Annotated in this window: 14 protein-coding genes, 1 tRNA gene and 1 pseudogene; 8 read left to right on the plus strand and 8 right to left on the minus strand. The window is 70.2% G+C overall.

What is annotated here, in order from left to right:
* Nucleotides 1-6: 6 nt before the first annotated feature.
* The 3 genes and pseudogenes from AC2D9U_RS05790 to AC2D9U_RS05800 form a co-directional block, all read right to left on the minus strand.
* A pseudogene (locus tag AC2D9U_RS05790) lies at nucleotides 7-1,314 on the minus strand (calcium-binding protein); the annotation flags it as partial.
* Nucleotides 1,315-2,050: 736 nt separating this feature from the next.
* Nucleotides 2,051-3,772, minus strand: a complete 1,722-nt coding sequence (locus AC2D9U_RS05795; RefSeq protein WP_484747217.1) for a DUF6538 domain-containing protein — start codon at nucleotides 3,770-3,772, stop codon at nucleotides 2,051-2,053.
* A 78-nt stretch (nucleotides 3,773-3,850) separates the two neighbouring features.
* A tRNA-Thr gene (locus tag AC2D9U_RS05800) sits at nucleotides 3,851-3,925 on the minus strand.
* A gap of 129 nt (nucleotides 3,926-4,054) precedes the next feature.
* Between AC2D9U_RS05800 and AC2D9U_RS05805 the strand changes: the two genes are divergently transcribed.
* Nucleotides 4,055-5,065: a glycosyltransferase family 2 protein gene (locus tag AC2D9U_RS05805; RefSeq protein WP_484747219.1), complete on the plus strand. Its 1,011-nt coding sequence runs from the start codon at nucleotides 4,055-4,057 to the stop codon at nucleotides 5,063-5,065.
* A gap of 3 nt (nucleotides 5,066-5,068) precedes the next feature.
* Here AC2D9U_RS05805 and AC2D9U_RS05810 read toward each other — a convergent pair whose 3' ends face one another.
* Both AC2D9U_RS05810 and AC2D9U_RS05815 read right to left on the minus strand, forming a co-directional pair.
* Nucleotides 5,069-5,464 carry a septal ring lytic transglycosylase RlpA family protein gene (locus AC2D9U_RS05810; protein WP_484747221.1) on the minus strand — a complete coding sequence of 132 codons (396 nt, stop codon included), beginning with the start codon at nucleotides 5,462-5,464 and terminating at the stop codon, nucleotides 5,069-5,071.
* Between the two features lie 10 nt (nucleotides 5,465-5,474).
* Nucleotides 5,475-7,133 carry a DUF6311 domain-containing protein gene (locus tag AC2D9U_RS05815; RefSeq protein ID WP_484747222.1) on the minus strand — a complete coding sequence of 553 codons (1,659 nt, stop codon included), beginning with the start codon at nucleotides 7,131-7,133 and terminating at the stop codon, nucleotides 5,475-5,477.
* Nucleotides 7,134-7,602: 469 nt separating this feature from the next.
* Between AC2D9U_RS05815 and AC2D9U_RS05820 the strand changes: the two genes are divergently transcribed.
* The 7 genes from AC2D9U_RS05820 to AC2D9U_RS05850 all read left to right on the plus strand — a co-directional run bounded on the left by AC2D9U_RS05820 (nucleotide 7,603) and on the right by AC2D9U_RS05850 (nucleotide 14,641).
* On the plus strand, nucleotides 7,603-8,373 hold the full coding sequence (locus AC2D9U_RS05820; RefSeq protein ID WP_484747224.1) for a sugar transferase: 771 nt from the start codon (nucleotides 7,603-7,605) through the stop codon (nucleotides 8,371-8,373).
* Between the two features lie 84 nt (nucleotides 8,374-8,457).
* Complete coding sequence (locus tag AC2D9U_RS05825; RefSeq protein WP_484747225.1) at nucleotides 8,458-9,987, plus strand: flippase; 1,530 nt, start codon at nucleotides 8,458-8,460, stop codon at nucleotides 9,985-9,987.
* On the plus strand, nucleotides 9,984-11,024 hold the full coding sequence (locus tag AC2D9U_RS05830; RefSeq protein WP_484747227.1) for a glycosyltransferase family 4 protein: 1,041 nt from the start codon (nucleotides 9,984-9,986) through the stop codon (nucleotides 11,022-11,024). Before AC2D9U_RS05825 ends, AC2D9U_RS05830 begins: the two co-directional genes overlap by 4 nt.
* A complete protein-coding gene (locus AC2D9U_RS05835; RefSeq protein WP_484747228.1) occupies nucleotides 11,024-12,145 on the plus strand; it encodes a glycosyltransferase in 1,122 nt (373 codons plus the stop codon). The genes AC2D9U_RS05830 and AC2D9U_RS05835 overlap by 1 nt, the downstream gene beginning before the upstream one ends.
* On the plus strand, nucleotides 12,142-12,975 hold the full coding sequence (locus AC2D9U_RS05840; RefSeq protein WP_484747229.1) for a glycosyltransferase family 2 protein: 834 nt from the start codon (nucleotides 12,142-12,144) through the stop codon (nucleotides 12,973-12,975). The genes AC2D9U_RS05835 and AC2D9U_RS05840 overlap by 4 nt, the downstream gene beginning before the upstream one ends.
* A complete protein-coding gene (locus tag AC2D9U_RS05845) occupies nucleotides 12,972-13,844 on the plus strand; it encodes a glycosyltransferase family 2 protein (protein WP_484747231.1) in 873 nt (290 codons plus the stop codon). The genes AC2D9U_RS05840 and AC2D9U_RS05845 overlap by 4 nt, the downstream gene beginning before the upstream one ends.
* Nucleotides 13,844-14,641 (plus strand): YdcF family protein, encoded by a 798-nt coding sequence (locus tag AC2D9U_RS05850; RefSeq protein ID WP_484747233.1) that lies wholly within the window; start codon nucleotides 13,844-13,846, stop codon nucleotides 14,639-14,641. Before AC2D9U_RS05845 ends, AC2D9U_RS05850 begins: the two co-directional genes overlap by 1 nt.
* Here the strand turns inward: AC2D9U_RS05850 and AC2D9U_RS05855 are convergent, their stop codons facing one another.
* The 3 genes from AC2D9U_RS05855 to AC2D9U_RS05865 all read right to left on the minus strand — a co-directional run bounded on the left by AC2D9U_RS05855 (nucleotide 14,642) and on the right by AC2D9U_RS05865 (nucleotide 18,577).
* A complete protein-coding gene (locus tag AC2D9U_RS05855; protein ID WP_484747234.1) occupies nucleotides 14,642-16,192 on the minus strand; it encodes a glycosyltransferase family 39 protein in 1,551 nt (516 codons plus the stop codon).
* A gap of 87 nt (nucleotides 16,193-16,279) precedes the next feature.
* Complete coding sequence (locus tag AC2D9U_RS05860; RefSeq protein ID WP_484747236.1) at nucleotides 16,280-17,254, minus strand: Bug family tripartite tricarboxylate transporter substrate binding protein; 975 nt, start codon at nucleotides 17,252-17,254, stop codon at nucleotides 16,280-16,282.
* A gap of 57 nt (nucleotides 17,255-17,311) precedes the next feature.
* Nucleotides 17,312-18,577, minus strand: coding sequence for an FAD-dependent oxidoreductase (locus tag AC2D9U_RS05865; protein ID WP_484747237.1), 1,266 nt, complete (start codon nucleotides 18,575-18,577; stop codon nucleotides 17,312-17,314).

An 18,577-nucleotide genomic window follows, 5' to 3' on the forward strand; every position in this document is an offset into this window, starting at 1 on the left:
GGCTTCGCCGAGCAGCGTGTCTGCACCGGCGCCGCCGAACAGGACGTCATGGTCCGCGCCACCGAAAAGCAGATCGTCACCGGCGTCGCCCTGGAGCGCGTCATTACCGGCTTCGCCGCGCAGGGTGTCGGCTGCGTCACCGCCATACGCGGCATCCGCTCCAGCGCCACCCAGGATCAGATCGGCGCCGCCGAACCCCTCCAAGATGTCATTGTCGCTGCCACCATCGAGCATGTCGGCATCCGCAGAGCCGATCAGTCGGTCAGCGCCATCGCCACCGAACAGGGTTGCCCCGGTCGCGCCGACGAGCGTATCGGCGCCCGCATCGCCGTGCAGCAGCGAGAACGCGCCACTGACAAGGCTGTCCGCGCCCTCGCCGCCCGAGAGCGTGTCGGCGCCGATGCCAGCGACCAGCACATCGTTGCCGGCGTCGCCATCGAGCCGGTCATCCCCCTCGTCCCCAAACAGGACATCATCGCCCGCCCAGCCCTCCAGAACGTCATTGCCGGCGCCGCCCCGCAGCGTCTGGGCGCCATCGGCGCCTTCGATCGTATCCGCACCCTCGCCGCCTTCGGCCGTGTCCAACCCCTCGCCTGTCAGGATAAAGTCGTCCCCGCCATCACCGCGGAGCACATCATGCCCTCCCGCCCCCTGCAGCGTATCTGCCCCGAAGCCCCCTTGCAGGGTATCGGCTAGGCTGCCTCCAGTCAGTTGGTCAGCGCCCGATCCTGCCAGAACGTCAAAGGCTTCGACCGACGCAAGCGTGGCTGCGTCTGGAAGGATGAAGGCCGCACCAGACATATCGGGCGCGAAGACAAGACCAATGATGTAGTTGACGCGACGGATAATCGCGGTGTCGCTACCCGCTCCACCCTGGAGCAGATCGGCACCTCCATTAGACACCAGTGTGTCATCGCCGGCACCACCGAGCAGGGTGTCGCCGTGGGTGTTGAAGCCGCTGTCATCCTCAAGCCGATCCGAGCTCACATCGCCTTGCAGACGGTCTGCACCAGCGCCGCCCTGCAAGGTCGACCGAACGGGGATGACGTCGAAGATGATGCCAGGACTGCCGCCGATCGTGACGGCCTCGGTTCCACCCTCTAGGAAAAGAACGTCGTCACCCTCGCCTCCGTCGAGTATGTCGGCAGCGCCTCCGCCTCCGCGGAGGGTATCGTTGCCCTCGCCGCCAAATATGCGGTCATTGCCGACCGTGCCGCGGATGCTGTCGGCACCGCCCAGGCCGTTATAGGTTCCGGAGGCGATGGCCTGGTGAGTTTCATCGCCTAGCGTGCCATTCCAGATGAAGCCGCTCATGGCACGACAACGGTGACTGACGGTGCCCTTTGGACCATGTCACATCCCTCGCGTTTGCGAGAGCTTGCGGCTGGAATAGCCATCAATCAAGAACGAAATGTTCTCGAATAACTGCTGGTTTATACGGTTGTGCCCCCCTGACGTGGTGTAAGGGGCCGCGCGCCGAGCCCCTGGCATAGCGCAGCGCGCGGCCGGTCAGCATCGCTTCGACGCGCGATCTGGGTTTAGCCAAGCCTCCATTGTCCGACCTGTGGGCGGATCGGCGACACAGATCCTCACCAAGTCAGGCCATGCGGCGATCAGACCGGCTTCCTTTGGGTCAACGAAACCACGCGCTGATCGGTATTGGCGAGGATGGGCATCTCTGCGGCAGCATCGACGTGCGGGTTGGCTGCCCCTTCCACTACCGCCCGGCCGTTAAACAGTGCCAGCGCGGTCGGTGACCCCCGCTCACGATGCCGAGCGCCAAGATCACCTCTGCCACTCGCCAGGGCGGGCGCCGAGCCGCCGCCAACCATCCTTGGTCAGGAACGGCGACGTGTCCGTGTATGAACCTTAGGGCGCTCCATGATCGAAGTCCTAGCGCGGATGCCACCGCGACATCCCCTTGCCGCCATGTCCTAGGCGTCGGGATGCTGACCCTTGGAGAGAGGCGAGAGTCCCCCAGCTGGTGACTTCACCCCGGAGCCACCATGAGACAATAACCCGTCAAGAAAAATGGCCCAGACTAGGTGCATCACCTGCTCGTTGCTTTTCTTCTGAGGGGTGGTGGCGATGGCATGAAATGCACCTCACCGTTTGCCCAGCGTATACGTGCTTCCTGCAACACGCCTTCAGCCTCCATGAACCAAACCGCAAGGGCATCGAACTCTTGTGTGCCCTTGGGTATGCGGCGACCCAAAGTGGCCGCCAGCTGATTCACACCCTCATACCCACGCGTCAGGTCACCGGCCCGATATGCCTCGGATAACGTATGGATCTGGTAATTTGCATCGACGTGGATCATCTCACGGTTGTGTGCCCGCGCAGTAAGGTCATCGGCTCCTTCGGGAAGAGTCGCCGCCGCAAAGCCGCCCAAGGAAAACAGACGATAAGCATCAATCCTCTTATTCTTGAACCAATCATCAAATGCACTGATAAATATTTCAGTTGTTAGAGGCTGTTTAACCATATTATCCGGACTCGATACAGATTTTTTTTCTTCTTTGTGCGAGAAATCTTCTTTTATGGGACATTTTATCTTGCTTAACTCTACAAGGACCTCGTCTGGCATCCCGCGATAACCACGACCGTAGTTTGCGCCATCATTACGGGGGTTTGTTCTTCCTGTGATGGCGTCTTGAATCTCGGCCGGCACGCGCACTTTACGAAGCTCGTCTTCTATTCGATGGCGCCACGCATGGGCCGGGGATTTTTTTGGGTCGCTGATGCCCGTCGCCTTTTTCAGCCATCGACCATGCTGATTCTGGATAGTCGTCGTGCGGGTCCCATCACCAGCAGCGGGGACATCGTGGAAAAACGGATCATCTGCCGCACCGGGATGGGCGAGAACGTGATTGATGAAGCCCTCTGCCTCAAGGGCAGGATGAACTGGGATCATGCGCTGGAATGAGGCGTTCTTGCCCTCACGGATCTCAGTGGGGCGTATGTCGAAAATCCAGATGCTACCTTCCTGGCGCACGTCCTTGCGCCGAAGCTCGGCAATCTCGCTGAGGCGGCATCCGGTAAAGGCGAGAATCCAAGGAAACCATCGAAAGCAGCCAGTCTCCTTCCGCGCCGCAGATAAGATGACGGCAGCATCGTGGTCGTCGTAGCCAATTCGAGCCTTGACGCCGTGCTTGATCACCTTGGGCGCCTTACCCAGGAACGGGTTGCGAACAAGCATTCCGTTGATGCAGGCCCATTTGACGATGGTCCCGCAGGCAGCGATGTCATCGGTGAGCGTGCCTGGATCCGTCCCTGCGTCCAGGCGTGCTGTCTTGAACTTGACCACCTCGGCGTCGGTTATGCGCCGCAGATCGTCGAAGCCCAGGGCAAGTGCAAGCTGCTTGAAGCTCGCCCTATACTTCTTCAGGGTCGCCGATGAAGGAAGCCGCTCGCGCCTCCAAGCGGTAAGGACCTCTTCCGCGGGCAAAGGTGGCAATGTGGTCCCCGGGGAGTCGACAGGCACTGACGCGGGGCTAAGCGCGATCGAAGGCGGCGCCTCTGCGCCGGCTGGTGCATGTGTTGACGCAACCGGCACGGGCGCACGACCGGAGCGGGCATCGGCGATGATCCTCTCGAACTCGGCGATGGCTGCGATCGCCAGACGCTTGGCCTCGGGTCCATCTTTGGTGCGAAGACTGCGCTGCAGCTCATGCTTCCCGACGATACCGCGCAGCGGTGCCGGAACGCCTTTGCGAATCCAGTAAACGCCGGTCCTGGGGTGCTTGAAGGGGGAGATCATATGCAGCACCATTTGTAGCACCCTTTTGTAGCAGTGGGCGCCCTAAGTGCTTTGAATTGCCAGATTTTCCCGGATGGCTGCCGAAAATAGTGGTGCTGCCAGAGAGGATTGAACTCTCGACCTCTCCCTTACCAAGGGAGTGCTCTACCACTGAGCTACGGCAGCGTGCCGGTGCACCCGGAGGCGCTACCTAGCCGCGCAGCCCCGCCGGCGCAACCCCCGTGGTTGACCATGCCACCGCCCTGCCCGCACAACGCCCCGCTTCCGCCGCAAGGCGCTGCCAGAAGGCTGGTCATGTCCGCGCAACTCGCCCCGCAGAACCTCTCCCTGGTCGGCCGCGACGCCGCGCCCCGGCCGCGGCCCGCGCTCTCCGTCGTCGTGCCCGCCTATAACGAGCAGGAAGTCCTGCCCCAGTTCCAGGCGCGCATCATCCCGGTGATGGAGCAGATCGGCCTGCCCTTCGAGGTCGTCTACGTGAATGACGGCTCGCGCGACCGCACGCTCGAGATCATGCTGGCGCTGAAGGACAGTGATCCGCGCGTCGCCGTGGTCAATCTCAGCCGCAATTTCGGCAAGGAGATCGCGCTGACCGCCGGCCTCGACCACGCCGCGGCCAGCGAGGCCGTGGTGGTGATCGACGCCGACCTGCAGGACCCGCCCGAGGTGATCCCCGACCTCGTCGCCGCCTGGCGGCAGGGCTTCGACGTCGCCTACGCCACCCGCCGTGCGCGGGAGGGCGAGACCTGGCTGAAGAAGGCGACGGCCGCGGCCTTCTACCGCGTCATGCGCCGCATCGGCGGCAAGGTCGAACTGCCCGCCAATACGGGCGATTTCCGGCTGATGAGCCGGCGCGCGCTGGACGCGCTGCTGGCGATGCGCGAGCAGCACCGCTTCATGAAGGGGCTCTTCGCCTGGGTCGGCTTCCCCTCCACCCCAGTGCTCTATGACCGCGCCCCGCGCGCGGCGGGCGAGACGAAGTGGAACTACTGGCGGCTGTGGAACCTCTCGCTCGAGGGCATCACCGCCTTCACCGTGGGGCCGCTGAAGGTCGCCACCTATCTCGGCCTGCTCACCGCCATCGGGGCGGCGATCTATGGCGTGCAGCTGATCATCCGCACCATCCTCTTCGGCAACCCGGTGGCGGGCTATCCGAGCCTGATGGCGGTGGTGCTGTTCCTGGGCGGCGTGCAGCTGATGACGCTGGGCATCATCGGCGAATATCTGGGGCGCATCTTCAACGAGACCAAGCGCCGCCCGCTCTACATCGTCGAGCGCCATTTGCCGAGCGACACCCCGCCCGGCTGAGGCTCAGCGCCCAAGCGGGCGCAACTCCACCTGCGCGACCCCATCATTGAAGCCGATCTCGCGCGCCGAGCGGGGCGAGAGGTCGATCACCCGCCCGCGGGTGAAGGGCCCACGGTCGCGGATCACCACCGTGGTCGCGCGGCCATTGGCCAGGTTCGTCACCCGCACCCGCGTGCCGAAGGGCAGGGTGCGGTGCGCGGCGGAGTCGGAGTCGGCGCGGAAAGGCTCGCCATTGGCCATGCGCCGGCCATTGTGGCGCCGGTGGTAGAGCGCCGCCCCGCCCCGCTCCGCGGTGCCCGCGGGCGGCACGGCGGCGGCGGCCGGGGCGGCTTCCTCCGGCGCGGTCGCGCAGCCGGGGATGGCGAGGAGAAGGCTCAGCAGCAGGCGGCGGTTCGGCATCGTGCCTCCGTCAGCGACAGGCGAGGAGGTCGCCGATCGGGGTGCAGCGCGCCGCCCCCTCCGGCACCAGGGGCGCGAGGGCAGGACGGGCGGCGGGCAGGATCAGGCGCAACTCGCCCGGCGCCAGCGGCGCGGCCGCCAGCGCCGCGTCGCGGCATTGCGGCGGGCTGCGCCAGCGCGCGACGTACATGGTGCTGGCCGGCACCGCGCGCTCCGAGGCCAGGGCCAGCACTTCGAGCAGCCCGGCGAAGGTCTCCCCCCCGCTGGCGTGGTCCACGCAGGGCCAGCTCGGCAGCAGGGTGAGCTCGCGCGCGGTGGCCAGTTCGGCGCGCAGCGGCGCAGCCTCGATGCGCCAGGCGGGGCGCTGGGCGGCCCAATCCGCGATGGCGGCGCGCAGCGGCTGGGCGTCGGCGAATTGCACCAGCCCCACCGCCAGGCACAGCCAGGCGCCATGGCGACGGCGGCGCGCCAGCAGCACGAAGCCGCCGATCAGCAGCGCATAGGCCACCGGCCAGAAGAACCGGCCCGAGGCGCGGAACTGCTCGAGCGGCCCCGGCGCGGCGCCGAGATCGAGCACGATCCGCCCCCCGAACCCCACCTTGTGCGAGACGGCGAGCGCGGTCAGCGCCAGGGCCACCAGCACCAGCCCGGCATGATGCCGCAAGCCGCGCAGGGCCAGTCCCGGCCGGCCGATCAGCCCCAGGGCCAGGGCGGCGAGCAGGCCGAGGCCGAGCCAGTTGTAGCCCTCCCACCCGCCATGGCCGGTCGCGTCGAGCTGCGGCGACCAGGGCCAGCCGATGATCCCCGAGCCCGCCGGCCAGACCGGCGAGAGCAGGTTCATGGCGAACATGCCGTAGCCGCCATCCCCCGCCGCGCCGAGATAGCCGAAGCCCGCCATGACGCCGAGCACGCCCGCCAAGGCCACGCCCACGGCGAGCCCGGCCGCCACGAAGGCCTCGCCGCGCAGCAGCCGCGTGGCGGGCACGGCGCCGAGCAGCGCCAGCGTCATCGCTGCCAGATAGGGGTGCACCAGCAGCGCCGCCGGCTGCAGCAGGATGGCCGCAAGCCAGAGCCCGGGCGTGGGCCGCGCGACAAGGCGCAGATACAGCCCCAGCCCGACCAGCAGCAGGAAATGCCCGCACAGCGCCGCATGGCCGAATCGGCCGATCCAGGCGGGCATCGCCGAGGCCGCCAGCGCCACGCCCAGCGCCGGCAGCCAGCGCCGCTCCCCCGCGCTGCGCAGCGCGAAGACTGCCGCCACCGGCTGCAGCGCCCAGGCCAGGCCGTAGAACAGGCCCACGCCGTGGAAGCCCTCCGGCAGCCAGGCGCGGAACAGCTTGAGCGTGAGCGTGAGCGCCGGGATCGAATCGGCGAAGACGGTGTTGAGCCCGCCCTCCTGCGTGTTGAGCGTGGCGACGAAGGTGGGTGGCCAGCCCCAGGGGGTCGCGATCAGGTAGCGCTGCGCGATCATGTGCTGCGCGGCGTCGCCCGCCGGGCGCCACTCCGGCAGGGCCATCGGCCAGAGAAACGCCCCCCCGAACACCAGCAGGGCCTGCGCCACGCCAAAGGCCAGCGCCAGCGCGTAGACGGGCGCCGCGGGGGCGGGGGTGGGTTCACGCGCGAAGCGGGAAGTCAGGGTCGCGTCCTCATCCGGATTCGCGCCCCGCATAGAGCAGGATGGCCGATCCGCAAAACGGCGCGGCCCGGACGCCCCCTTGAGGGGCCCCGCCGGAAGCCCTGTCAGAAGACCCCGAGCGTCCCCGCCAGGACCACCCAGAAGGCGCCCGAGAGCAGCATCGCGAAGCCGATTCCACGAACAGGTTTGTCGATTGAGGCCGAGCCGTGCCGATTCATGGCAGAACTGTGGCACGGACTGGGGCGAGAGTGCAGGAAAAAGCGTGCTGCGATGCGGAATTCCGCCGGATCGCGCGGTTCGTGAGCGGCCGCCATATTCCCGCCGCAAGCGCGTCGCAAAGGAGCCCGCGAACACCACTACATCATCGGTCAGAAGGGTTGGGCATCGCTGCCGAAGCCCTCTCGGCTCTCCCGAAGGCGGGAGGATCGGGGGGATGAGGTCGGCACCTGCCGGACCCCAATCAACGCCAGCCGCGGGTAACCCCCCGCTTACGAGGACCTCCATGCCTGGCCTGGAAGCCGTCCAGACGCTCGCCCGCGAGCCCGAGACGAAGCGATCCTTGCTGAACGTGCCGATGATGGCCGCCATCACGGCCCATGAGGCCATGGCGGCACGCCCCGGCATGCCCGCGGGCGGCACGGCCGAGACGGGCTTGGCGCGGCTGCGCCCGGCCGCCAAGCGCGCGCTGGACATCCTCGGCGCCGGCGCGATCCTGCTCTTCACCCTGCCGGTCTTCCTGGTGCTGGCGCTGCTGGTGAAGCGCGACGGCGGCCCGGTCTTCTACGCGCATGAGCGTGTGGGCCGCGGCGGGCGCCTGTTCGGCTGCCTCAAGTTCCGCTCGATGGTGGCCGACTCCGACGCACGCCTCGCCGCGCTGCTGGAGCGCGACCCGGAGGCGCGCCGCGAGTGGGAGGCGACCCGCAAGCTGAAGAACGACCCGCGCGTGACCTGGGTGGGCCGCTTCCTGCGCGCCTCCTCGCTGGATGAGCTGCCGCAGCTGGTGAACGTGCTGCGCGGCGAGATGAGCCTGGTCGGCCCGCGCCCGGTGCAGGCGGCCGAGCTCGCCGCCTTCTATGGCCCCTCGGCGCAGCACTACATGGCGGTGCGCCCGGGCCTGACCGGTCCCTGGCAGGTCTCCGGCCGCTCGGACACCAGCTATGCCCAGCGCGTGGCGCTCGACGTGCACTACGTCACGCATCCCTCGCTCTGGCAGGACATCAAGATCCTGCTGCGCACCCCGGCCGCCGTGCTGGCCCGCCGCGGCGCCTACTGAACCTCGCCTGCTGACGGCACGGGCCCGCGCGGGTATACCGCGCGGGTCTTTCATCGGGATATCTCAGGCAGGATGGCGCAGGTCATGGCCAACCAGGCCGAAGAACGCGCCTCCGGCGGCAGGCTGCTGAGCGGCACGCTCTGGAACGTCGCCGGGCGCGGGCTGCCGCTGTTGCTCGCCCTCGCCCTCACCCCGGTGCTGGTGCATCAGATGGGGATCGAGCGCTGGGGGCTTTTCACCCTGGCCCTCGCGCTGGTGGGCGTGTTCGGCGTCTTCGACCTGGGCGTGGGCGCCGCACTCACCCGCGCGCTTTCCACACGAATCGGCGCGGGCGAGCATGAAGGCGCAACCGAGCTCGCCGCCGTCGCGATCTCGGCGCTGGCGCTGCTGAGCCTTTCGGTCGCCACCATCGCCTTCCTCTTCATGCCCTGGCTGGTGCGCGACCTGCTGAACACGCCCGCCGCCCTGCAGGAGGAGGCGGTGGTGGCCTTCCGCCTGCTGTGCGTCGCCGCGCCGCTCGTGGTCATCAACGCCGCACTCTGGGGCACCCTCGCCGCCTATCAACGCTTCCGGCAAGCCAACCTCGTCACCATCCCGGTGGCGATCATGTACTATCTTGGCCCCGTGCTTGTGCTGCTGGCCTGGCAGAGCCTGATCGGCGTCATCGGCGTGTTGGTCTTCTGCCGGCTGGCCAACACGATCACCTATCTGTGGCTGGCGCGGCGCGACCTGCCAGGCCTCGGCCCCGCCTGGCCGCGCTGGGCGGTGATGGCGCCGCTGGTGCGCATGGGCGGGTGGATGAGCGTCTCGGGCATGCTGACCCAGGCGCTGCTCTATGCCGACCGCTTCCTGATCGGCGCGCTGCTGACCATGACCGCGGTCGCCTTCTACGCCACGCCGCTCGATCTGGTCATGCGCATGTGGATCCTGCCCGCGGCGGTGGCGCAGGCGCTGCTGCCGGCCATGGCCAGCGCCTATGCCACCCATGCGGTGATGACGGCGGGGCTGCTGCGGCGCGGCGCGCTGATGGTGATGGCCGCCGTGCTGCCCGCCTGCCTCGTGCTGGTGGCGACGGGACCGGAGCTGCTGCGGCTCTGGCTCGGCGCGGAATTCGCCGCCGGTGGCGGGCGGGTGCTGCAGATCCTCTCGGTCGGCGTCTTCTTCTCCTGCGCCGCCTTCGCACCCGGCGCGCTGCTGGATGCGATGGGCCGGCCCGATGTGAACGCGAAGTTCCAGCTCGGCCAGGCGCTGGTCTTCCTGCCGCTCTCGGCGCTGCTGCTGCTGCAGGCGGGCATCGAGGCCGCGGCCGCCACCTGGGCGCTGCGCTGCGCGACGGATGCGCTTGGCCGGCTGTATTTCTGCGCGCGCCTCTACCCCGCCGCCGGCGCGGCCGCGCGCCAGCTCGCCTGGCCGCTGCTGGTGGGGGGCGCGGGGCTGGCGGCGATGCTGATCTCGAACGATTGGCGCGTGCTGCTCGGCGTGGCGGCGCTCGCGCTGCTCGGCTTCGCCGTCGCGGCGGCGCTGGCACTCACCCCCCATGAACGCCACAACGCGCGCGGCCTGCTGCGCCGGCCCTGGCGCATCCGCGCCGTGCTGAAGGGCGAGCCCGCATGAGCCTTGCCATCAACGCCCGCTTTCTCACCCAGCCGACCACCGGCGTGCAGCGCTTCTCGCGCGAGGTCGTGACCGCGCTGGCCGCCACCACGAAGCTGCGCCTGCTCGCCCCCGCCGGCGCGCCCCCGCAGTTCGCCGGGCTGCCGGTGGAGATCATCGGCACGCGCGGCGGCCAGGGCTGGGAGCAGTTCGACCTGCCCGGCGCGCTGCGCCCCGGTGAGACACTTGTGAACCTCGGCAATACCGCGCCGCTGCGCGGTGCCGGGCGCCAGGCGCTGGTGATCCATGATGCGGGCGTCTTCGACACGCCGGAGAGCTACTCGCTGGCTTTCCGCAGCTGGTATCGCGCGCTGCATCTCACCCTGCCGCGGCTGGGCACGCGGATCCTCACGGTCTCTGAATTCTCCCGCTCGCGCCTCGCCGCCCATCTGCGGCTCGATCCCGCGCGGATCGGCGTGATGCCGGAGGGGGGCGAGCATATCCTGCGCGACCCCGCCGAGGCGACGATCCTCGCGAAGCACGGGCTCGCGCCGCGGCGCTATGTGCTCGCGGTGGGCACGCGCGCCGCGCACAAGAATCTCGATGCTTTGCGCGAGGCGGTGGCGTTGCTCGCGTCGCGCGGCATGACGCTCGCGGTGGCCGGCGCGGCGGATGCGGCCGTGTTCCGCAATGCCGGCGATGTCGATTCCGCGCGTGCGCTGGGGCGCGTTTCGGATGCCGAGTTGCGCGCGCTCTATGAGAACGCGCTCTGCCTGGTCTTCCCCTCGCGCTACGAAGGTTTCGGCCTGCCGCCGATCGAGGCCATGTGGTGCGGCTGCCCCGTGCTTGCCGCCGATGCCGGCGCCGTGCCGGAAGTCTGCGGTGAGGCCGCGCTCTGGTTCGACGCCGAGGGCCCGCGCAGCCCCGCCGCCGCCATCGCAAGGCTGCTGGACGAACCCGGTCTCGCCGCCCATCTCGCCGAGGTCGGGCGCGCCCGTGCGCAGGCCTATTCCTGGCCCGCCGCCGCGGCACGGCTGCTTGAATTGGTGAGCCCCTGATGCGCATCGCGATCATCCATGAATGGCTCGAGAGCTATGCGGGCTCCGAGCGCGTGCTGGAGCAATTGCTGGAGATCCTGCCCGAGGCCGATCTCTTCGCGGTGTGCGACTTCCTGCCCGATTCCGAGCGCGGCTTCCTGCGCGGCAAGGTGCCGACGACCAGCTTCATCCAGCGCCTGCCGCGCGCGCGCAAATGGTTCCGCTACTATCTCGGCCTGATGCCGATCGCGGTCGAGCAGTTCGACCTCTCGGCCTATGACATCGTCATCTCCTCCTCCCACGCCGTGGCGAAGGGCGTGCTGACGGGGCCGGCGACGCTGCATTTCTCCTATGTCCACAGCCCGATGCGCTACGCCTGGGACCTCCAGCACCAGTATCTGCGCCAGGCGCGGATGGAGCGCGGGCTGAAGGGGCTGCTGACGCGCTGGCTGCTGGCCCGGATGCGCGCCTGGGACCATGCATCTTCCGCGCGGCCGGATGTGATCGCGGCGAACAGCAGCTGGATCGCGGCACGTATCCGCAAATGCTGGCGGCGCGAGAGCGCGGTGATGCATCCGCCGGTCGACCTCGAGGGCTTTCCCTTCGTCGCGGCCAAGGGCGATACCTATGTCGTGGCGTCGCGCATGGTGCCCTACAAGCGCATCGACCTGGTGGCCGAGGCCTTCCGCCGCATGCCCGACAAGCGCCTGGTCATCGCCGGCGACGGGCCCGAAATGGCCCGGGTGCGCGAAGCCGCCGGCGGGGCGCCGAACATCGAGATCAAGGGCCGCGTGCCGCAGCATGAGCTGGTGCGCCTGCTGCAGACCGCGCGCGCCTTCGTCTTCGCCGCCGAGGAGGATTTCGGCATCGCGATGGTCGAGGCCCAGGCCTGCGGCACGGCCCTGATCGCCTATGGCCGCGGCGGTGCGGCCGACATCGTCATCGACGGGCAGAGTGGCGTTCTGTTCCCGGAACAGAGCGTCGACTCCCTCATCGCCGCCGTGCAGCGCTTCGAAGCGCTCCCCATCGCGCCGGAGGATTGCCGCGCCAATGCCGAGCGCTTCTCGCGCGCCGCCTTCCGTGCGCGCTTCCTCGGCCTGCTGCGCGCCGCCTGCGCCGAGCGCGGCATGGCGGCGCCATGACCCGCTTCTCCCTGGTCATGGCCACGCGCGGGCGCACGCGCGAGATCGGCGAATTCATCGAGAGCCTGCTCGCGCAGGATCGTGACGATGCCGAGCTCATCATCGTCGACCAGAATGGCGATGCGCGGCTCGATGCCGTGCTCGCGCCCTATGTCGGGCGGCTGAAGCTGATCCATCTGCGCTCGGACGTCGCGCGCGCGAACCATGCGCGCAACCTGGGCCTGCGCGCGGCCAGCGGGGCGATCGTGAGCTTCCCCGATGATGACTGCCTCTACCCTGCGGGCGTGCTCGATCACGTGGCGCGCGCCTTCGATGCCGACCCGGCGCTGATGCTCCTCACCGGCCCGGCGGCGAGCCCCGAAGGCGGGCTCGGCTCGGGCCGCTGGCGCGCCGAGGGGGGCGCGATCGACGCGGCCAATGTCTGGACCAGCGTCATCGAGTTCAACCTCTGGGCGCGTCGCGAAGTGGCCCTCGCGCTGGAGGGATTCGACGAACGCATGGGCCCCGGCACGCCGCTCGGCTCGGCCGAGGGGAATGACTTCGTGCTGCGCGCCGTCACGGCCGGGCATGTCGCGCGCTACGACCCGGCCTTGCGGATCGTGCATCCGGACAAGCGCCTGTCGGAGGTGGCGGTGGCGCGCGCGCAGCTCTACGGGCGCGGGCTCGGCTTCGCGCTGCGGCGGCATGGCGTCGCACCCCGCGTGTGGCTGCCCTTCTTCATCCGCCCGCTGGGCGGCGTGGTGGTGAGCCTGCTGAAGCTGCGCCGGCATGAGGCCGCCTATTACGCCATGACCTTCTGGGGCCGCCTGCAGGGATTCGTCACGCGATGAGGATCGCCATCGGCATCGCCACGCGCGGCCGCGCGCCCATCCTCGCCGAGGTGCTGCACGACCTGGCGCAGCAGAGCCGGGCGCCGGATCGCATCCTTGTCTGTCACGTCGCGCCTGACGATGTCGCCGATCTGCCCGCGACATTCAGGGAGGTGCAGTTCCTCACCGCCCCGGCCGGGCTGCCGCGCCAGCGCAACGTGATCCTCGACGCCTGCGGCGATTGCGACGCGGTGCTCTTCCTCGACGACGACTTCCTCTGCGCGCCCGACTATCTGCGCGTGACGGAGGCGGTGCTCGAAGCCCATCCCGATTGCGTGGTCACCACCGGCACCGTGCTCGCCGATGGTGCGAAGGGGCCGGGCATTTCGGTGGAGGAAGGGCGCGCGATCCTCGGCGCCGATGTCGCGCCGGAAGATGCGCTGGCGGTGGCGCCGCATTTCAACGGCTATGGCTGCAACATGGCGCTGCGCCTCGCACCCATGCGCGCGCACGCCCTGCGCTTCGACGAGCAATTGCCGCTCTATGGCTGGTATGAGGATCTGGACCTCACGCGCCGGCTCGGCCTGCATGGGCGCATCCTGCGCCTTGCTGGGGCGCGGGGCGTGCATCTGGGCACGAAGTCGGGGCGCGTGGCGGGGCTGCGGCTCGGCTACAGCCAGGTCGCGAATGCGCTCTACCTCGCGCGCAAGGGCAGCTACCCGTGGAACCGCGCGCTGCGCTCCGCCGCGCGGCACCTCGCCATGAACGCCGCCCGCGCCGGCTTCCCCGAGCCGCATGTGGACCGCATGGGCCGGCTGCGCGGCAATCTGCTGGCGCTGGCCGATCTGCTGCGCGGGCGGATGCACCCGATGCGCGTGCTGGAGCTGTGATGGACGGCGTGCTGTTCATCGCGAGCAAGGTGCTCTGGGGCCTGCTGCGGCCCAATACGCTGGCGCTCGTGCTCGCCGTCCTCGGCTGCGCGCTGCTCTGGCGCGGGCGGCGCTTCGGGCGCTGGCCGCTGGCGCTGGGCCTGGGCTGGTATGTGGCGGTCTTCACCCTGCCGGTCGCGACCTTCCTCACCCTGCCGCTGGAAGAGCGCTTCCCCCGCCCCGGCACGCCCCCGGCCGAGATCACCGGCATCATCGTGCTCGGCGGCGCGGTGGAGCAGGCGATGACGGTGGCGCATGGCATTCCCGCGCTGAACGGCGCGGCCGAGCGGATGACCGAGGCCGTGGCCCTGGCGCGGCGCCACCCGCAGGCGAAGCTCGTCTTCACCGGCGGCTCGGCGGCGATCTTCCCCGGCGGGCCGACGGAGAGCGACACGGCGCGGCAGCTTTTCACGGATCTCGGCGTGCCTGCCGCGCAGCTCGTCTTCGAGGACCAGAGCCGCAACACGCATGAGAACGCCGTCTTCACCCATCGCCTGCTGGCGCCGCAGCCGGGCCAGACCTGGCTGCTGGTGACCTCGGCGAGCCACATGCCGCGTTCGGTCGGCACCTTTCGGCAGGCAGGCTGGCAGGTGGTGCCCTGGCCGGTGAACTACACCGCCGCGCGCGACCCCGGCCTGTGGTGGGACGACCCCTTCCCCACCCGGCTCAACCGCGCCGAATGGGCGCTGCGCGAATATGTGGGACTCACGGCCTATTGGCTGATGGGGCGCACCGACGGGCTGTTCCCGGCGCGGTAGTCAGCGCGCCCGGTAGATCTCCACCGGGCCGCGCCCTTCCTGGACCGTCGCACCCAGCTCGTAATGCTCGGCGACCGTGGCCATGACCTGCGCGGCGGCCTCAGGGCGCATGGTGTGCATCCAGCCCCGATCCACCACGATGACCCGCGGGCGGGAGGCCAGCACGCGGGCGAGTTCCACCGTCGTGTTGGTGTCCGACAGATCCTCGAAGACGCCGGTGAGGTGCGCGGGGAAGGGAAAGCGCGTGGCCGGCTTCGTGCCGGACATCACATAGACGCTCGGGTGGTAGTTGGCGATGAAGGCCGACCCGCCCGGCCCGGCGATCGCGGCGACGGCGGCGGCCACCTCCCGCGCCGGATCGCGATGCACCCAGCCCGGGCCGCGCTCGATCCGGGTGAAGATCTCGGCGCGCCAGGCATCGGCGGCGATCAGCGCGACCAGGCCGAGGAAGACAAGGCGCAACCGCTCCGGCCGCGCCACCGCGCGCGCGAGATGCGCGGCCCCGATCGCCGCCAGCAGCGAGAGCGGCGGCAGCCAGAGCAGGAAGTAATGCGCGAAGTAGAAGCCGGGCGCCGCGATGGCGAAGGAGATCACCGCGAACCACGCCAGCAGGAAGCCCATCAGCCAGGCGCGCTGCCCGCCCCGCCAGGGCCGCCAGGCCGCCAGCGCGATGCCCGCGGCGAGGAAGGCAGGCGCGACCTGCAGCGCCGCCGCGCTCACCCGCCGCCAGGCCTCGGCGGGCGGGATGCGTTCCAGCGAGTAGCGGAAGGGGGCCAGCAGCGACCCGTCGATGTATTCGTCGAGCCAGCCCTGCGCCCAATAGGCAAGGCCCATCAGCAGGAAGGGCGCCGCGCAGAGCGCCGCATAGGCGCCCGCCATGGCCAGCGCCCGGCGCCAGGGCAGCACCCCGCGCAGCAGCGCCGGGCCCAGCAGCACGGCGAAGGCCAGGCACCCCTCCGGCACCACCACCTGCTTGACCAGCAGCGCCACCCCCACCAGCAGGCCCATCGCGACCAGGGCGCCCCAACCGGGGGCCTCGGGTTCGGGCCCCAGGGCGCGCAGCGCGCCGTGCAGGGCGATGGCCATGGCGCCCGCCATGAAGGGGGCGATCAGCAATTCGGTGTTGGTGGAAAGACCGCCCAGCAGCAGGCTCTGCGCCGCATAGATCACCCCCGCCGCCACGCCGATCGCCCGCGGCAGCCCGCCGACCCGGGCGATGGCGTAGAGCACGCTCGCCGTCGCGCCGACGCAGAGCACGCCCAGCAGGCGCGCGGCTTCCACCGAGGCGCCGAAGGCCGCGAAAGCCAGGGCGAACATCGCCGGCGCCCCCACCGGGTGCATGTCCCAGGCCACCACCAGCGGCCAGCCGCCATCCAGCCATTCCCGCGCCTGGACCATGTAGAGGCCCTCATCCGTGTCCACCACGCCGGGGATGAAGGAGGTCAGGCGCAGCAGGAAGGCGGCGGCGAAGAGGAACAGCACCGCCCCCGCATCGGCAGCGCGGCCGGCGGTGACGGAGGGGCGGGACATGTAGATCTGGCCGTCAGGCATGGTCTCTCAGCCGGGGCGGAGGTCGCCCCTGCCCCACCCTTCCCTCAGCACGGCGGCGAGGGCAAGGCGAAGCGGCGACCTTCTGCCTTAATTCTCCGGCTGGAAGCCGCTGTCGCGCACCACGGGGCCCCATTCGTCGCGCTCGCGCCGGATCAGCGCGGCGAAGGCGGCGGGGCTGGCCGAGACGGTGGGCGAGAATTCCAGCCGGTCGAGAGCGGCCACCATCTCCGGCATCCGCGCCACCTGGCTGATCCCGGCATGCAGCGCGGCCACGATGGGCGCGGGCGTGCCGGCCGGCAGCAGCGCGCCGAACCACTCATCCTTGGCGAGGTCCGGATGCCCGAGTTCCAGCATGGTCGGCACATTCGGGTAGCGCGGGTTGCGCGTCGGCGCGGTGATGGCAAGCATCCGCGCGCCCGACCCATGCTGGGGCGAGACATCGCCCAGCACGCCCACGAAGAGCGGCAGCCGCCCGCCGACGAGGTCCTGCACCGCCGGCACGGCGCCGCGATAGGGCACATGCGTCATGCGCACGCCGATCTTCTTCGCCAGCATGATGCCGAGGAAATGCGGCGAGGACCCCGCCGCCGGCGAGGCGAAGGGCACCTCGCCCGGCTGGGCGCGCAGCCAGGCGATGAGATCGGCGAAGCTCTGCGCGGGGTGGTTGGCGGGCACCGCGAAGGTGAAGGGGAAGGTGCAGACGGTGGAGACGGGAATGAGGTCCGTCAGCGCGTCGTAGCGCACCTCGCGCGGGAAGACGTGCGGCTGCAGCGTGAGCATCGAGGCCGGGGTCTGCAGATAGGTCGTGCCGTCCTTCTCCGCGTCGCGCACCGCCTCCACCGCGATGCGCCCGGCGGCACCCACACGGCCGTCGACGATCAGGTTCGGCGCGTAGATGCCGCGCAGGCGCTCGGCATAGAGGCGGGCCACGATGTCGGAGGAACCGCCGGCCGGGAAGCCGATCACCACCCGCGCATTGCGCGTGAGGGTCTGGCCCAGGGCCGGTGCCGCAAGGCCAGCAAGGGCAGTGCCGAGCAGGGCGCGGCGATGGAGCGTCACCATGGCGTCGAAGCCTCCCAGAATGTTCGTTGCCGCCATGCTGGCAGGCGAGCGGGGCCGCTACAAGGCTGCGTTTTCGCCCGCCAGCAGGCCGAGCGCGAAGGATTGCGCCAACCCATTGCCCGGCACATAGCCGGCCGAGCCGCGCCCCGAAATGCCGCAGGCCACCCCCCCGGCGGCGAAGAGCCCCGGGATCGGCGTGCCATCCGCGCGCAGCACCCGCGCGCTTCCATCCACCACCACGCCGCCCTGGGTATGCGCGAGCGCACCCGTGACCTCGGCGGCGAAGAAGGGCGGCGCCCAACCCGCCAGCGTGGCGGCCAGCGCGGCCTCGGGCAGGGCGAAGCGCGCGGCGAGCTCGGCCGGGCTCTCACAGCGCGCCACGGCGCCGAGTTCGACGGCGCGGCGGAACGGCCCGCCGGCGAGGGCCGCCTGCTGCGCTGCCTCGCCCCAGATCTCCACCGCCAGGCCGCCGGGCTGGGCGAGCAGATGCGCGGTGAGTTCGGAGGGTCCCATGCGCTCCTCGGCGAAGCGCAGGCCGGCGCGGTTCACCAGGATGGCGCCCAGCGCCGGCAGGGCGGCGCCGAAGCGCGGCCGCTCGCCCGCGATCACATGCGGCGAGACATGCGGCTGGCCCTGATAGGCATCCATGCAGGCCAGCGCGGCGCCTTCCTGCGCGGCGAGGCGAATGCCGATTCCATCGGCCAGCGCGCCGCCGACATGAACGGCGGCGGCGGCGCCCGGGATGAAGCGCGCGCGCAGTGCCGGATCCGCGCCGAAGCCGCCGGTGGCGAGCACCACCGCGCGCGCGGCGATCCGGCGGCGCGTGCCGCCCTCGCTGATCTCGACGCCATCGGGCCGCAGCCCCGTCAGCGCGCAGCCATCGCGCAGCATCGGCGCCACCGCCGCGCGCAGCAGCGCGTGAAGTTCAGCCCCGCTCTCGGCCGGGGTGGCGTGCAGGCGCTCGGCGCTGTGGCCGGGCCATTGGCCGCGATGCAGATGCACCGGCAGCCCCGCGACATCGGCGAGGAAATCCGCCGCCCGCGCCGCATGGGTGGCGACGGCCGCGCGCAGCACGGGATCCACCGCATCGCCCGTCTTGGCGCGGATGTCGGCGGCGAAGCGCGCGGGCGAATCCTCGATGCCCAGCGCGCGCTGCCAGCGCGTGCCCGCCGCCGCGAACAGCCCGCCCGAGGCGGCGAGCGTGTTGCGCGCGCCCGCATCGCGCTCCAGCAGCGCCACGCGCGCGCCCCGCGCGGCCGCCGCCAGCGCCGCCACCATCCCGGCCGCGCCGGCGCCGGCCACCACCACATCGACATCGCTCAT

This window comes from Roseomonas sp. TF40 (assembly GCF_057219975.1).

Coding starts and splice junctions, on each gene's coding strand:
- AC2D9U_RS05795 (WP_484747217.1), bottom strand. CDS start 3,772: ATGGTGCTGCATATGATCTCCCCCTTCAAGCACCCCAGGACCGGCGTT.
- AC2D9U_RS05805 (WP_484747219.1), top strand. CDS start 4,055: ATGTCCGCGCAACTCGCCCCGCAGAACCTCTCCCTGGTCGGCCGCGAC.
- AC2D9U_RS05810 (WP_484747221.1), bottom strand. CDS start 5,464: ATGCCGAACCGCCGCCTGCTGCTGAGCCTTCTCCTCGCCATCCCCGGC.
- AC2D9U_RS05815 (WP_484747222.1), bottom strand. CDS start 7,133: ATGCGGGGCGCGAATCCGGATGAGGACGCGACCCTGACTTCCCGCTTC.
- AC2D9U_RS05820 (WP_484747224.1), top strand. CDS start 7,603: ATGCCTGGCCTGGAAGCCGTCCAGACGCTCGCCCGCGAGCCCGAGACG.
- AC2D9U_RS05825 (WP_484747225.1), top strand. CDS start 8,458: ATGGCCAACCAGGCCGAAGAACGCGCCTCCGGCGGCAGGCTGCTGAGC.
- AC2D9U_RS05830 (WP_484747227.1), top strand. CDS start 9,984: ATGAGCCTTGCCATCAACGCCCGCTTTCTCACCCAGCCGACCACCGGC.
- AC2D9U_RS05835 (WP_484747228.1), top strand. CDS start 11,024: ATGCGCATCGCGATCATCCATGAATGGCTCGAGAGCTATGCGGGCTCC.
- AC2D9U_RS05840 (WP_484747229.1), top strand. CDS start 12,142: ATGACCCGCTTCTCCCTGGTCATGGCCACGCGCGGGCGCACGCGCGAG.
- AC2D9U_RS05845 (WP_484747231.1), top strand. CDS start 12,972: ATGAGGATCGCCATCGGCATCGCCACGCGCGGCCGCGCGCCCATCCTC.
- AC2D9U_RS05850 (WP_484747233.1), top strand. CDS start 13,844: ATGGACGGCGTGCTGTTCATCGCGAGCAAGGTGCTCTGGGGCCTGCTG.
- AC2D9U_RS05855 (WP_484747234.1), bottom strand. CDS start 16,192: ATGCCTGACGGCCAGATCTACATGTCCCGCCCCTCCGTCACCGCCGGC.
- AC2D9U_RS05860 (WP_484747236.1), bottom strand. CDS start 17,254: ATGGTGACGCTCCATCGCCGCGCCCTGCTCGGCACTGCCCTTGCTGGC.
- AC2D9U_RS05865 (WP_484747237.1), bottom strand. CDS start 18,577: ATGAGCGATGTCGATGTGGTGGTGGCCGGCGCCGGCGCGGCCGGGATG.